This is a genomic window from Nocardia thraciensis (genome assembly GCF_054782435.1).
Genome location: NZ_BAAGSM010000050.1, coordinates 90,052 through 103,440 on the forward strand (window position 1 = coordinate 90,052; position 13,389 = coordinate 103,440).

At 70.2% G+C, this 13,389-nt stretch carries 13 protein-coding genes; 8 read left to right on the plus strand and 5 right to left on the minus strand.

Going from position 1 to position 13,389, the window contains the following annotated elements:
* The first annotated feature begins 50 nt into the window (after positions 1 to 50).
* Positions 51 to 677: a LysE family translocator gene (locus ACYVLQ_RS30180; protein ID WP_460700929.1), complete on the plus strand. Its 627-nt coding sequence runs from the start codon at positions 51 to 53 to the stop codon at positions 675 to 677.
* A gap of 19 nt (positions 678 to 696) precedes the next feature.
* Positions 697 to 1,359 (plus strand): O-methyltransferase, encoded by a 663-nt coding sequence (locus ACYVLQ_RS30185; RefSeq protein ID WP_460700930.1) that lies wholly within the window; start codon positions 697 to 699, stop codon positions 1,357 to 1,359.
* 9 nt (positions 1,360 to 1,368) lie between these two features.
* Here the strand turns inward: ACYVLQ_RS30185 and ACYVLQ_RS30190 are convergent, their stop codons facing one another.
* Both ACYVLQ_RS30190 and ACYVLQ_RS30195 read right to left on the minus strand, forming a co-directional pair.
* Positions 1,369 to 2,151, minus strand: coding sequence for a VOC family protein (locus ACYVLQ_RS30190; RefSeq protein WP_460700931.1), 783 nt, complete (start codon positions 2,149 to 2,151; stop codon positions 1,369 to 1,371).
* 114 nt (positions 2,152 to 2,265) lie between these two features.
* Positions 2,266 to 2,925, minus strand: coding sequence for a TetR/AcrR family transcriptional regulator (locus ACYVLQ_RS30195; protein ID WP_460700932.1), 660 nt, complete (start codon positions 2,923 to 2,925; stop codon positions 2,266 to 2,268).
* A gap of 89 nt (positions 2,926 to 3,014) precedes the next feature.
* Between ACYVLQ_RS30195 and ACYVLQ_RS30200 the strand changes: the two genes are divergently transcribed.
* On the plus strand, positions 3,015 to 4,529 hold the full coding sequence (locus ACYVLQ_RS30200; protein ID WP_460700933.1) for an MFS transporter: 1,515 nt from the start codon (positions 3,015 to 3,017) through the stop codon (positions 4,527 to 4,529).
* 159 nt (positions 4,530 to 4,688) lie between these two features.
* Positions 4,689 to 5,552: an SDR family NAD(P)-dependent oxidoreductase gene (locus ACYVLQ_RS30205; protein ID WP_460700934.1), complete on the plus strand. Its 864-nt coding sequence runs from the start codon at positions 4,689 to 4,691 to the stop codon at positions 5,550 to 5,552.
* An 11-nt stretch (positions 5,553 to 5,563) separates the two neighbouring features.
* Here the strand turns inward: ACYVLQ_RS30205 and ACYVLQ_RS30210 are convergent, their stop codons facing one another.
* Positions 5,564 to 6,550 carry a zinc-binding dehydrogenase gene (locus tag ACYVLQ_RS30210; protein WP_460700935.1) on the minus strand — a complete coding sequence of 329 codons (987 nt, stop codon included), beginning with the start codon at positions 6,548 to 6,550 and terminating at the stop codon, positions 5,564 to 5,566.
* A gap of 120 nt (positions 6,551 to 6,670) precedes the next feature.
* On the opposite strand from ACYVLQ_RS30210, the gene ACYVLQ_RS30215 reads away from it, so the two are divergent.
* From ACYVLQ_RS30215 to ACYVLQ_RS30230, 4 genes are all read left to right on the plus strand, one after another.
* Complete coding sequence (locus tag ACYVLQ_RS30215) at positions 6,671 to 7,303, plus strand: urease accessory protein UreF (protein ID WP_460700936.1); 633 nt, start codon at positions 6,671 to 6,673, stop codon at positions 7,301 to 7,303.
* 111 nt (positions 7,304 to 7,414) lie between these two features.
* Positions 7,415 to 8,119, plus strand: coding sequence for an urease accessory protein UreG (gene ureG, locus ACYVLQ_RS30220; RefSeq protein ID WP_460700937.1), 705 nt, complete (start codon positions 7,415 to 7,417; stop codon positions 8,117 to 8,119).
* Positions 8,109 to 8,798 (plus strand): urease accessory protein UreD, encoded by a 690-nt coding sequence (locus ACYVLQ_RS30225; protein ID WP_460700938.1) that lies wholly within the window; start codon positions 8,109 to 8,111, stop codon positions 8,796 to 8,798. Before ureG ends, ACYVLQ_RS30225 begins: the two co-directional genes overlap by 11 nt.
* 71 nt (positions 8,799 to 8,869) lie before the next feature.
* Positions 8,870 to 10,588: a tetratricopeptide repeat protein gene (locus tag ACYVLQ_RS30230; protein WP_460700939.1), complete on the plus strand. Its 1,719-nt coding sequence runs from the start codon at positions 8,870 to 8,872 to the stop codon at positions 10,586 to 10,588.
* 306 nt (positions 10,589 to 10,894) lie between these two features.
* Here the strand turns inward: ACYVLQ_RS30230 and ACYVLQ_RS30235 are convergent, their stop codons facing one another.
* Entirely contained in the window at positions 10,895 to 11,668 is a 774-nt protein-coding gene (locus ACYVLQ_RS30235) for a hypothetical protein (RefSeq protein ID WP_460700940.1), read from the minus strand.
* Positions 11,669 to 11,897: 229 nt separating this feature from the next.
* Positions 11,898 to 13,337 (minus strand): NAD(P)/FAD-dependent oxidoreductase, encoded by a 1,440-nt coding sequence (locus ACYVLQ_RS30240; RefSeq protein ID WP_460700941.1) that lies wholly within the window; start codon positions 13,335 to 13,337, stop codon positions 11,898 to 11,900.
* Positions 13,338 to 13,389: the final 52 nt, after the last annotated feature.

Below are 13,389 nucleotides of genomic sequence, written 5' to 3' on the forward strand. Positions count from 1 at the left end.
CCGATCGAATTCGGTGGCGACGCCGGGGGATGCTGTGATGTCATGGCGCGATGACCTCCGGTGCGCTGCTCGGCTTCGTCTTGATCACCTCGCTCGCTGTCATGACACCCGGGCTGGACACCATGCTGGTGTTGCGCAGCGCCGTACTGGGCGGGCGGCGGCGCGGGCTGGCGGCGGTGGCGGGGATCAGCATCGGGTGCCTGGTGTGGGGGACCGCGAGCGTACTCGGGCTGACGGCGTTGCTGACCGCGTCGCGGCTCGCCTATGACGTGGTGCGCTTCCTGGGTGCGGCGTACCTGCTGTGGCTGGGTGGGTCGGCGTTGTGGAAGAGCCTGCGGCGCAACAGGGATGCTGCGCCGGAGCCGGAGGCGGCCGTGGTGGCGAGCAGTTGGGCGGCGCTGCGGGCGGGTCTGCTGACCAATCTGCTCAACCCGAAGGTCGGCGTCTTCGCCATGAGTCTGCTGCCCCAGTTCCTGCCCGCGGGCGCGCTCGCATGGGGTGCGCTGCTCGTCGCGATGCACATCGGCATCGGCATCGTGTGGTACACCGTGCTGACATCCCTTGCGGTCCGCGCGAAGTGGCTGCTCACCCGCGCGGCCGTCAAACGCTGGCTGGACCGGGTGACCGCCACGGTCCTGATCGGCTTCGGCATCAAGCTGGCGACCGAGGGAACCTGACGGTGGCAGACTGGCCGGTATGACAAAGGGCGCATGGAGTGCGGTCGACCGGTATCTGGTGGACACGATGGTCGGGGACGGAGATTCCGATGTGTTCCAGGAGAATTCGGCGGCGGGATTGCCGTCGATCGACGTGTCGCCGCCGCAGGGGAAGTTCCTGCATCTGATCGCGGTGTCGATGGGGGCGCGGCGCGTGCTGGAGATCGGGACGCTGGGCGGATACAGCACGCTGTGGCTGGCGCGGGCGGTGGGACCCGAGGGCCGGGTCGTCACCCTGGAGTACGCGCCCGAGCACGCCGCGGTGGCCCGGAAGAACCTGGACCGCAAGGGCGTCGGTGACCGGGTGGAGATCCGCGTCGGTGCGGCGCTGGACAGCCTGCCGGTCCTGGCCGAGGAGCATCCGGAACCGTTCGACCTGGTGTTCATCGATGCCGACAAGGTCAACAATTCGAATTACGTGCGCTGGGCGCTGCGGCTGACCCGCACGGGATCGGTGATCGTCGTCGACAATGTCATCCGCGACGGCGGCATCGCCGACGCGGAGTCCGGCGACGCCGCCGTGCGGGCCAGCCGCGAGGTGCTCGCACTGCTCGCCGCGGAGCCTCGGGTGGACGCGACCGCGCTGCAGACGGTCGGCGGAAAGGGCTGGGACGGTTTCGCTTACGCGGTCGTCACCGGTTGACCGTCGTCCCTACCGCCCGCCGAAGGCCATCAGCGCCACCGTGGCCCCGGCGGGGTCGGCGATGACCGCGATGCGGGACGGGCCCGGCATGTCGGCGGGTTCGCTGATCGTCTTCCCGCCCAGTTCGGTGGCGCGGGCGACGGTGGCGTCACAGTCCGGCACGTGGATCGTCATGGCCCAGAACGGGGCAGGTTCGCCCGGCCGGGCCGCCGCGGCGCCGCCGAACTCGCCGCCGCCGCTGCCGGGGGTGAGGGCCTGATACGGCTTGTCGACGGCGGTCTCCCAGGCGGCGTCGCGGTAGCTCCAGCCGAGCACCGTCGCGTAGTGCGCCATCGCGTCGGCGGGGGCGCCGACTGCCGTGTACTGCACCCAGCACGGGTTGTTCGGCTGGGACCACCGCTCGGTGCCGGGGTGGCCGGTCAGGTGGGCGATGCCGTAGCCCGCGCCGTCCGGATCGCCGAGGATGGCGAACTCGAGCTGGCCGGGCACCTCGGTGAATTCGCAGAACGTGGAGGCACCGGCGGCGGTGGCGGTCTGGACGGCCGCGCGGACGTCCGCGACGGCGAAGTACGGCAGCCACATCGCGGGCTTGACGTCGCCGTCGGGCGCCGTCGCAGACGCGATGCCCGCGACCTGTGCACCGCCCTGACGCAGTGCCGTGTAGTGCCCGTTCTCCGCGCCGGTGTCCGCGGCGGTCCAGCCGAACAGGCCCGCGTAGAACTCGGCGGCGGCGGCGATATCGGGTGCGGTGACATCGAACCAGCAGGGCGCGCCGGAGTCGAAGGAAGGCATAAAGGTCTCCTCGGAGTCGTGACGGCCACCGGAACGCGGCCGCCCAAGCACGTGCACAGGTACAGACGGAGCCCGTTGCGCCGATTCATCGGTACGGCCGAACTTCGCACCCGCTCAGTGTCCGGCGGCGAACCCGTCACACAGCGCCGCCAGTCCCGTCTGCAGCATCCGCTCGGGATCCAGCAGGTCGCCGCCGCCGGTGCCCTCCAGTGGCGCCAGCGCGGGCGGCGTCGGCCAGCACGGGGAACCCTCCAGCAGCGCGGTGAGCCCGGAGACCTCCTCCTGCTCGCCGTCGCGCTTGGCCAGCATCGCGGCGCTGACCTGCTGCAGCGCGATGCCCGCGATGTAGCTCCACACCGACAGCGACATTCGCGTGGCCTGTCGCGGATCGTCGGTCAGCTCGCCGAAGCCCTCCACCAGCCACGCCAGGCAGGCCAGGCTGTGCGGTCCGAAGTTGTAGCGCGGCACCGCGAAGGTGAACAGCACCCAGGGGTGGTCCTGGTACAGCTGCCAGTCGATCTCGGCGGCGATGCGCACGCGGTCGCGCCACGTCCACTCCGGGCGCGGCGGCGGATAAGGGTCGCGACGCGCCACCTCGTCGGTCATCTCCGCCAGCAGGGCGTCCTTGTTGGGTACGTGGCGATACAGCGACATGGCGCCCACGCCCATCCGATCGGCGATCCGCCGCATCGACAGCGCGTCGAGGCCGTCCGAGTCGGCCAGCGCGATGGCCGCGTCGACGATGGCGGCGCGGGTGAGCTTGGGGTCGGTCACCGATAACTCGCTTTCGTTTTGCGGGCCGGGTGCGTACGCTGTACCCAGCTATTGAGCGTACGTCGTACGCGTGATTCGAAGGATAGGTGATGGTGGGTCTCGACACCCGTGCGACCACGACTCCGCGCCGCGCCTGGCTGGGCCTCGCAGTGCTCGTCCTGCCGGTGCTGCTGGTGTCGATGGATATGTCGGTGCTCTTCCTGGCGATGCCGACGCTCACCGAGCACTTGGACCCCTCGGCGTCGCAGCAGCTCTGGATACTCGATATCTACGGATTCATGATCGCCGGTCTGCTGATCACCATGGGCAATCTGGGCGACCGGATCGGGCGGCGCAACATTCTGCTGGCCGGGGCGGCGCTGTTCGGTATCGCCTCGGCGCTGGCGGCCTTCGCACCGAGCGCCGGGGTGCTGATCGCGGCCCGCGCGCTGATGGGCATCGGCGGCGCCACCCTGCTGCCGTCGAGCCTGGCGCTGATCACCAGCCTGTTCCCGGACCCGCGCACCCGCGGCACGGCGATCGGCGTGTGGACGGCGTTCTTCGCGGGCGGTTCCGCGGTCGGGCCGATCATCGGCGGCATGCTGCTGCACGGGTTCTGGTGGGGCTCGGTGTTCCTGATCAACGCGCCCGTGGTGCTGGTTCTGGTGCTGGCCGGGCCGTTCGTGCTGCCCGAGCACCGCGCGGCCGGGCGGGGACCGCTGGATCTGATCAGCGTGGCGCTGTCGATCGGCGGCATCCTGCCGACGGTGTACGCGGTGAAGCAGGCGGCCGCCGAGGGGGTCGACGCCGAGGTGCTGATCGCGGGTGTATTCGGGGTGGTCGTGCTGGTGCTGTTCCTCCGGCGGCAGCGGCATCTGGCCGAGCCGCTGCTGGATCTGGGGCTGTTCCGGCGCGGATCTTTCTCGGTGGCAATCGGTTCCAGCACGATCGGCATGATGTCACTGGCCGGGATGAGCTATATGACCAGCATCTACCTGCAGTCGGTGACGGGGCGGGACGTGCTCGAGGCGGCGCTGCTCGGGATCCCGATGGCGATCGCGGTGTTCGTGCTGTCGATGAGCGGGGCGCGCGTGGCGCAGCGGCTGGGTGTGCGGACGTCCTTCGTGCTGGCATTGTGCGCGGCCGCCGTCGGCAATCTGCTGCTGCTCGGGGTCGGCGTGGACGGCGGAGTCTGGTGGTACATAGCCGGTTCCACGATCGCGGGCCTCGGGTACGGGGTGGTCTTCACGCTGGTGTCGGAGGTGGCGGTGTCGTCGGTGCCGCCCGAGCGGGCGGGCTCCGCGGTGGGAATCTCCGAGACGAGTTTCGAACTGGGCAACGCGCTGGGCCTGGCGTTATTGGGTTCGCTCGCGGCGCTGGTGTTCCGGTCCGGCGGCGATTTCGCGCCCACGCTCGGCGAGACCCTCGTGCAGGCGGGCGGGGACGCCGGTCTGGTCCATGCGGCGCGCGAGTCGTTCGTGACCGGCATGCACGTGTCCATCGGGGTCGGCGTGGCGCTGCTGCTGGTGATGGCGGTGGTGGCGATGCGCGCGGCGCGGCCCGGGCGGACCGATGCGGGCGCGTCGGCCCGGGTCGCGGAGGCGGCGGATGCCGGGGGCAGCTGATCGGGCAGTGGGCCGCGCAGCGCGAGCGTCGATGGCCGCTTCCGCGAGTGGCATCGTGATCGATCCACGGAATGCGCTGCGGGGCAGCCGCAGTCCGCGGGGTTGCGATCCGGTGACGATTCCTGACGGAGATCACGGCGGGCGCACTACAGTCGACCTGTGACCGATAGCACGTCCAATGGTCGTCCGCTGGCCGAGCGGGTGGCGACGCGGCTGCTGTACCCGACCTCCCGACCGCGGGACCGGGCGTTGCGCGAGGCCGTCTCCGGCAAGGTGGTGCTGGTGACCGGCGCCTCGCACGGCATCGGGAAGTGCACCGTGCGCAAGCTCGCGGCCGCCGGTGCGGTGGTGCTGCTGGTGGCGCGATCGCTCGAGGATCTCGAGGAGGTCGCCGCCGAGATCGCCGCCGACGGCGGCGTGGCGCACGTCTACCGCGCCGACCTGACCGATATGGAGGCCACCGACCGGCTCGGCCGGGAGATCCTCGAGACGCACGGGCACGTCGATATCGTGATCAACAACGCGGGCAAGTCGATTCGGCGCGCGATCGACCGGTCCTACGACCGGTTCCACGACTTCACCCGCACCATCGACGTGAACTACCTCGGCCCGGTGCGGCTGCTGCTGACCCTGCTGCCGAGCATGCGCGAACGCGGGCAGGGGCATATCGTCAACATCTCCACCTGGGGGTTGCGCATGCCGCCCGCACCGCGCTGGGCGGCCTACGGCGCCTCGAAGGCGGCCTTCGACATGTGGCTGCGGACGGTCGCGACCGAGATCGCCAGCGACAATGTCGACACGACCTCTGTGTACATGCCGCTGGTGCACACCCGCATGAGCGCCCCGACCGACTTCGGCAGCATGCCCGGCCTCACCGCCGAGGAGGCGGCCGACGTGGTCTGCCACGCCGTGGTCGCCAGGCCGGTGGAGATCTCCCCGTGGTGGAGCGGTCCACTCCAGGCGTGGACCGACCTCACCCGCGGCCCGGCACAGCGCTTCATGTCCCGCAGCTTCCGCCGCTGAGGGCGCGCGGACTACGGGATCAGTACGACTTTGCCTGTGGTGGCTCGGGTTTCGAGTGCTCGGTGGGCCGCCGCGGCCTCGGCGAGCGGGAATCGCTGGACGCCCGGGCGGAGTCGGCCGGAGGCGGCCTCGGCCAGGGCCGTGGTCTCGAGGTTGCGGATGCCGCCCGCGCGTTCGAGCATCGGTGGGCCGAGGACGTATTTGTCGGTGATCGCGCGCTCGGTCAGGAACTTCTCGTCCGGTTCGACCTGTTCGCCGCCGCTCCAGCCGAACACCAGCCGAGTGCCGCCCGTGGCGAGGAGATCGATGGCGGTGCGGGCGATTTCGCCGCCGACGCCGTCGAACAGCAGGGCCGCGGGCCGTTCGCCGAAGCGTTCCCGGACCGTATCGGCCCATGCCGGCCGCCGGTAGTCGAGGGCGAGGTCGGCGCCGTTGGCGGTCACCAGATCGACCTTGGCCCGTCCGCCCGCCAGCCCGACCACCGTGAGCCCGTTGTTCTTCAGGTGCTGCACCAGCAATGTGCCGATGCCGCCCGCCGCGGCCGTCACGAGGGCGATATCGCCGGGCACGAGCGTCGCGAACTGAAGAATTCCGAACGTGGTTCGGCCGGTGCCGATCATCGCGACGGCGGCGGCCGGATCGAGGCCGTCCGGAAGTGCGTGCAGCTGTTGGACTCCGGTGACGGCCAGTTCGGCGTACCCGCCCGGCACGGGACCGAGATAGGCGACAACCGCTGTGCCGAGCCATTTTTCATCGACCCCCGGCCCGACGCGGTCGACCACACCGGCCACCTCCCGCCCAGGGACGGTCGGCAGCTCCGGTGGCGGAAACGGCCCCGGTTCACCGCCGCGAATCGCCGTATCGACGAAATGGACCCCGGCCGCGGCCACGTCGATGCGGACCTGTCCGGGGCCGGGCACGGGATCCTCGAGGGTCTCGTAGCGCAGATTCCCGGCCGGGCCGAACTCGTGAAGTCGAATCGCATGCATGTGCGTCATCCTGCAACCTCCACTTAGGTTCAGGTCAATCCGAGCCTGATCCGTGCGGTGGGCCCGCCGCGAGGATACGGGTGGGAGGGGCGCATAGGATCGGGGAGTGCGTGAGCGGGAAGTGCGGCTATGAGTCTGGCGGTATTGCTGACCCTGGCCGACTCGCGGCTGCCGATCGGGGGGCATGTGCACTCCGGCGGGGTCGAGGAGGCGATTTCGTCCGGGATGCTGCGCGATGTGGCTTCGGTCGAGGCTTACCTGCTGCGGCGGATCCGCACCTCGGGGCTGGTGGCCGCCTCGCTGGCCGCGGCCGTGTGCGGTGGAGAGCTGACGCCGGGACGGGCGGAGCTGGAGGCCGACGCGCGCACCCCGGCACCGGCCGCGCGCGCCGCCTCGCGAGCCCAGGGGCGAGGGCTGCTGCGCTTGGCGAAGCAGGTATGGCCCGGCGGCGACTGGTCCGTACTCGGGGCCCGCCCGCATCTGTCGACGGTGTTCGGCGTGGTCGGCAAGGTGGCGTGCGCGACACCCGACGAGATCGCCGGAGTCGTCGTCTACACCACCATGACCGGCGCCGCGACCGCCGCACAGCGCCTGCTGGCCCTGGACCCGGCCGCCGTGGCCGCCTGCACCATCCGTCTCGCCGAGTCCTGCGATCGCACCGCGGCGCAGGCCGTGAAAGGCCTTGCGGCACTGTCGGATCCACTCCAGGATGTGCTCGCCGAGCGGCACCTCGGCCGGGAAATGCCGCTCTTCGCCTCCTGAGAGGCCGCGTCACCCGGGCGCACATTGGGAGCTGTCCGCGACCGGGGGATCGGGAGGTGGGTAACACGGGGTTTACACGGGTCGGTCAGGATGGGGCGGAAAGGAGTGAGCATGCCACCTCATCTGATCGACGGTGAACCGCACGACCACGGGCACGACCGGCCCAAGCGGGAGCGCACCCCGGGGGAGCCGCTGCGGATCGGGGTCGGCGGCCCCGTGGGATCGGGTAAGACCGCCCTGGTGGCGGCGCTGTGCAGACAGTTGCGCGAGGAGCTGTCGCTGGCCGTGCTGACCAACGACATCTACACCACCGAGGATGCCGACTTCCTGCGGCGCCACGCCGTCCTGCCGGACGAGCGGATCACCGCGGTGCAGACCGGCGGGTGCCCGCACACCGCGATCCGCGACGACATCACCGCCAACCTCGATGCGATCGACGACCTGATCGAGGCGAATCCGCCGCTGGACCTGATCCTGGTGGAATCCGGCGGCGACAACCTGACCGCCACCTTCTCCTCCGGCCTGATCGACGCGCAGATCTTCGTGGTCGATGTCGCGGGCGGCGACAAGGTGCCACGCAAGGGCGGCCCCGGCGTCACGTTCTCCGATCTGCTGGTGATCAACAAGACCGATCTCGCGCCGCAGGTCGGCGCGGATCTCGGTGTGATGGACCGGGATACGACCGCCGTGCGGGAGGGCCGCCCGTTCGTGTTCTCCTCGCTGACCGACGATCCGGCCGCCACGCCGGTGCTGAACTGGGTGCGCGAACAGCTGCGCGCAGCGGCCGCACAGGACGCCGCCGCGGTTGCGCACTGAGCTGCGGATCCTGGCCCGGGCCGGGGCGCTGCCACACATCCACGCCACCGGCGGGCTGTCGGCGCGGTGCACCGGCCCGGCCACCGTGCACCTGATCGGCACGGCCGCCACCCCGCTGGGCGGAGACGAACTCGATATCGCCATCACGGTGGAGGCGGGCGCGCGCCTGTCGGTGCGGTCGGTGGCCGCCACCATCGCGCTGCCCGGGCGGCGGACGCGAAAATCGGTGGCGCACTGGCACTTCGAGGTGGGATCGGGCGCCGAGCTGGATTTCGACCCCGAGCCCACCGTCGTGGCGGGCGGGGCCGAGCACGAGACGGTCACCACCCTCACGCTGGCCGAGGACGCCCGGGTGCGGGTGCGGGAGCGGGTGCAGATCGGCCGCGCGGGTGAGGATATCGGACGGTGGCAGGGCGATCTGGTCGCCGATATCGCCGACGTCCCGCTGCTGCGCCACCGGCTCACGCTGGGCACCGGGGCGGTCACCGACGATAGGCTCGCCGCGCCGCGCGCGCTGTCGAGCGCGCTCACCTATCCGGACGAAAGACCTTCGGGAACACTCGGACTGGATGCCGCGCTGCTGCCCTTGGCGGCCGGTGGTTCGCTCTACACCTGGGTCGGACGGGACCTGTCCACGGTGTCGGCCGATCCGCCGCCGCCGCGGGATTCGGCGGCCTGATGTGGCGGTGCCGCGGCGCGTGCCCGGGATACGATGGCGGCCTGTGCTTCGGTAAGGATTGAGCTGGGCCGATGGACGACTACTACGATCTCGGCGGTTACTCCCGAGCCGTGACCACCGTCTCGCCGCAGGCGCAGGTCTGGTTCGATCGCGGGCTGCTGTGGCGCTACGCGTTCAATTACGAAGAGTCCGTGCGGTGTTTCCGGCGCGCGGTGGAACTCGATCCCGACTGCGCCATGGCCCACTGGGGGATCGCCTACGCGTACGGCCCGTACTACAACCGCCCGTGGGACGACTTCACGGCGACCGAACTGACCGACACGCTGGCCGACACCCGTGCGGCGATCGATACCGCGGTCGGGCTCACGGCCGGTGCGGTGCCGGTCGAGCGGGCGCTGATACACGCGCTGGCGCAGCGCTATCCGGCGGTGTCGGATCCGCCGCGGGAGGCATTCCGGGCCTGGGAGGACGCGTATGCGACGGCCATGCGCGAGGTGTTCGCGGAGTTCCCCGACGACCTCGACGTCTGCGTGCTGTTCGCGGAGTCGATGATGAACCGCACGCCGTGGGAGCTGTGGGATCTCGACGGCGGCGTGCCCGCCGAGGGCGCCGATACGCTGGAAACGGTTGCGGTACTGGAGCATGCGCTGCGGCTCGGCGCGTGGGCGGATCCACCGAATCCCGGCGTGCTGCATCTCTACATCCACGCGATGGAGATGTCCCCGCACCCCGAGCGCGCGCTGCGGGCGGCCGACGCGCTGCGCGAGGCGGCGCCGGACGCGGGCCACTTCCTGCACATGCCGTCGCATATCGACGTCCTGTGCGGCGACTACCATGCGGCCATGGTCGCCAACGACCGCGCGATCGCCGCCGACCGCCGATACGTGCGGCGGGAAGGGGCGTTCAACTTCTACACCCATTCGCGCTGTCACGACTATCACCTGAAGTTGTACGCGGCCATGCTGCTCGGGCGGTACGAACCCGCGCTGAGCGCGGCGGTGGAGATGGCGGAGACCATCCCCGAGCAACTGCTGCGGACGGCGACGTCTCAGATGGCGGACTGGCTGGAGGGTTTCGTGCCCATGAAGCTGCACGTGCTGGTGCGCTTCGGCAAGTGGCGGGAGATCCTGGACGAACCGTTTCCGGACGATCCCGATCTGTACCTGGTCACGACGGCGACGACGCATTATGCGCGGGGCGTCGCCCACGCCGTGCTCGGCCGGACCGACCTGGCCGCGGAGGAGAAGAAGCGGTTCGAGCACGCGCTCACGCGAATTCCCGTGCGGCGCAAGTTCTTCAACAACCGCTACGTCGACATCCTGGGCATCGCGGCGCGCATGCTGGCGGGCGAGATCGACTATCGCAAGGGCGAATTCGACAGCGCCTTCGCCCATTTGCGCGCGGCGGTCGAACTCAACGACACCCTGCCCTACGACGAACCGTGGGGCTGGATGCAGCCGCCCCGCCATGCGCTGGGCGCGCTGCTGCTCGAACAGGGCCGGGCGGCGGAGGCGGTCGTCGTCTACGAGACGGACCTGGGGCTGGCGCCCGCGGCCACACGAGCGGCGGTGCACCGGGACAACGTGTGGAGCCTGCTCGGCTACGTGGAGTGCCTGCATTGCCTCGGCCGCCACGGCGAGGCGGCACGCGAACAGCACCGCCTGGACCTGGCCCTGGCCCGGGCCGACCCCGAACTGCGCGTGTCCTGCTTCTGCCGGTTGGACGCACCACCCCAGGAGGCCTGCTGCCCGGTCGAGAAGGCGACCGGCCGCACCCCAAGCCGGAAATAAGGGAAGCGTGCCGAGCCAGGGGTGCGTGCCGGGACGGTGGTGCGTACCCGAGATAAGGGGCGCGTGCCGAGATAGGGGGAGCGTGCCGAGATAGGGGTGCGTGGCGAGATAAAGGGTGCGTGGCGAGATAAAGGGTGCGTGCCGAGATAGGGGGAGAGACGAGAATATTGAGGCTGGCTGTGGTGGGAACGTGGCGGTGCGGACTTGCTGGTCGGGGTGGGGCACGGGTGTTGTCGGGCGTGTTTGGAAACGGGGCGGGAGGCGGGCGTCGTCGACCGAACCCCGCCCCGTTCACTCGTCGCGTGATCAGTCGCCGACGACGCGGGGTGGTGCGTTGAACGAGTTGACCGCGCCGACGGCGGCGCCGGCGGCCGCGCCGATGGCGGCGGCCGGGACCGTGATGACGCCCGCGCCGAACGCGGCGCCCAGTGCGGGTCCCGCGACGACGCCGACCGGTACGAACGGCAGGCCGACCACCAGCCCGACCACCCCGCCGACCAGGCCGGAGGTGAGCGCGATCGGGGCGGCAGTGGCGGCGCCGGCGAGCGCGCCCACCGCGGCGGACCCGACGGTCTGGCCCGCGATGCGGTCGGAGCGGCTGCGCTCCATGCCGACCGAATCCAGGAACGTCGCCAGGTTCGCCTCGGCTTGGGCGGCGTTGTCGTTGATCTGGATAGCCTGCTCGCGGTCGATGAAGCCCGGCGCGTCGACCTGGACGTCACCGAAGCGGAACTTGCCCGGCGGCGGGGCGATCGGCGGCACCGGCGCCACCGGACCGGGCGGATGCAGCACCCCGACCGGCGCCAGGTAGTTCTTGTCGGGCATCGACCGGGCGGTCTGCAGCGAGCTGAGCGTGCTGTCGGGGATGTTCAGTCCCTCGTAGGGCTGGACGTTGGGCGCCTCACTGGCCGGCCACTGGGGCGCTTGGTCCTGGTGCGTCGCCGGGCTCGGCTCGGCGGGTGCGGCATTGGCGGTCCCGGTTCCGACGACCGCCAGCACTAGGGGGATCGCACCCGCCGCGACGGCGTTGCCCACCCGGTGGCGATGCGGATTCGGCGCTCTGTGTTTGCCTGCGGCCATAGCGACCTTTCTTCCGGCGAATATCGACGATCAACATTCGGATCCGCGGGCCGGGCGGATTGGTCGCATCCGCGACGCGCCGGAGGATGGGACATAGCCATGACATAGCTGAATTCGGACGAATCACCAAGTGGGGCAATGAAAAGAGCCGGAACCATGGACAACGGCTCCGGCTCTCTCACGAAACGGTGCTTGTCGCGTCGGCGAAGGCGCGAACAAGTCCGTAAGATTAGTTCGCCACGGATTTGCCAGAGTTGCTTGGGGTTTCACTCGCCGCACCGGCGGGGCCCTTGCCGCGGAGTTCGGCGCGCACCTCGCGCCCGTCGTCCTCGTTGCCGTTCATCGCCTCGAGGGCCAGCCGCGCGAACACCCACTGCTCGGTGGCGGCCATCTGCCCGCGGTTGCGGCCGATGAACGCCACGAACCACTGGAACACGGTGACGGTCCGGCTGCGGTAGCCGATGAGGTAGTACAGGTGCAGCACCAGCCAGATGAGCCAGGCGATGAATCCGCCGAACTCGAGCTTGCCGATCTGGCACACCGCGTTATACCGCGACACGGTGGCCATGCTGCCCTTGTTGAAGTACTTGAACGGCTTGCGCTGCTCCGGCGTCTGCTTACCGCCCTGTTCGGCCTTGATCTGCTTGGCCGCGTAGGTGGCGCCCTGGATCGCGCCCTGCGCCTGCCCGGGCACGTTCGGCACCGACATGAGATCGCCGACGACGAAGACATTCGGATAGCCCTTGATGGTCAGGTCGGGCTCGACGACCACGCGCCCGGCGCGGTCGACCTCGGTGCCCTTCGACTGGTCGGCGAGCAGCTTGCCCAGCTCGCTGGCCGCCACGCCCGCCGACCACACCTTGCACGCGGCCTCGATGCGGCGTTCGCTGCCGTCCTTGTCCTTCACGGTGACGCCGCGGGCGTCGACGCCGGTGACCATGGCGTTGAGCTGGATCTCCACGCCCATTTTCTCCAGCCGCCGCTGCGCCTTGCCGCCGAGCTTCGGCCCCATCGGCGCGAGCACGGCGCCCGCGCCCTCGAGCAGGATGACCCGGGCGTCGCGGGGATCGATGTTGCGGAAGGTGCCCTCGAGGGTGCGATCGGCGAGTTCGGCGATCTGCCCGGCCAATTCGACGCCGGTGGGACCGGCGCCGACCACCACGAAGGTCATGAACCGGTCGCGTGCCTCCTGGGTCTTGGCCAGCTCGGCCTCCTCGAACGAACCGAGGATGCGGGCGCGCAGCTCCAGGGCGTCGTCGATGGTCTTCATGCCCGGCGCGTAGGTGGCGAAATCGTCGTTGCCGAAGTAGGACTGCTGCGCGCCGGTCGCCACGATCAGGCTGTCGAAGGGGGTGACGGTGTCCTCGTTCAGCAGCTCCGAGGTGACGGTGCGGTTGATCAGGTCGATCGAGTGCACCTCGCCGAGGATCACCTGCACGTTCTTGTACTTGCGCAGGACGAGGCGGGTGGCGGGGGCGATCTCGCCGGTGGACAGGATTCCGGTGGCCACCTGGTACAGCAGCGGCTGGAACAGATGCGTGGACGTCTTCGAAATCAGTACGACGTCGACATCGGCGTGCTTGAGGTGCTTGCACGCGAACAAGCCGCCGAAGCCGGATCCGATCACCACCACGCGATGGCGGCGGGTCTCGACAGTCTCGGTACTCATCTCGGGCTCCTCGCCGGACGTACGGTTTGCGTCAGGTTCACGGTAGTCGGCT

Coding starts and splice junctions, on each gene's coding strand:
- ACYVLQ_RS30230 (WP_460700939.1), top strand. CDS start 8,870: ATGGACGACTACTACGATCTCGGCGGTTACTCCCGAGCCGTGACCACC.
- ACYVLQ_RS30215 (WP_460700936.1), top strand. CDS start 6,671: ATGAGTCTGGCGGTATTGCTGACCCTGGCCGACTCGCGGCTGCCGATC.
- ureG (WP_460700937.1), top strand. CDS start 7,415: ATGCCACCTCATCTGATCGACGGTGAACCGCACGACCACGGGCACGAC.
- ACYVLQ_RS30210 (WP_460700935.1), bottom strand. CDS start 6,550: ATGACGCACATGCATGCGATTCGACTTCACGAGTTCGGCCCGGCCGGG.
- ACYVLQ_RS30200 (WP_460700933.1), top strand. CDS start 3,015: ATGGTGGGTCTCGACACCCGTGCGACCACGACTCCGCGCCGCGCCTGG.
- ACYVLQ_RS30240 (WP_460700941.1), bottom strand. CDS start 13,337: ATGAGTACCGAGACTGTCGAGACCCGCCGCCATCGCGTGGTGGTGATC.
- ACYVLQ_RS30180 (WP_460700929.1), top strand. CDS start 51: ATGACCTCCGGTGCGCTGCTCGGCTTCGTCTTGATCACCTCGCTCGCT.
- ACYVLQ_RS30185 (WP_460700930.1), top strand. CDS start 697: ATGACAAAGGGCGCATGGAGTGCGGTCGACCGGTATCTGGTGGACACG.
- ACYVLQ_RS30190 (WP_460700931.1), bottom strand. CDS start 2,151: ATGCCTTCCTTCGACTCCGGCGCGCCCTGCTGGTTCGATGTCACCGCA.
- ACYVLQ_RS30235 (WP_460700940.1), bottom strand. CDS start 11,668: ATGGCCGCAGGCAAACACAGAGCGCCGAATCCGCATCGCCACCGGGTG.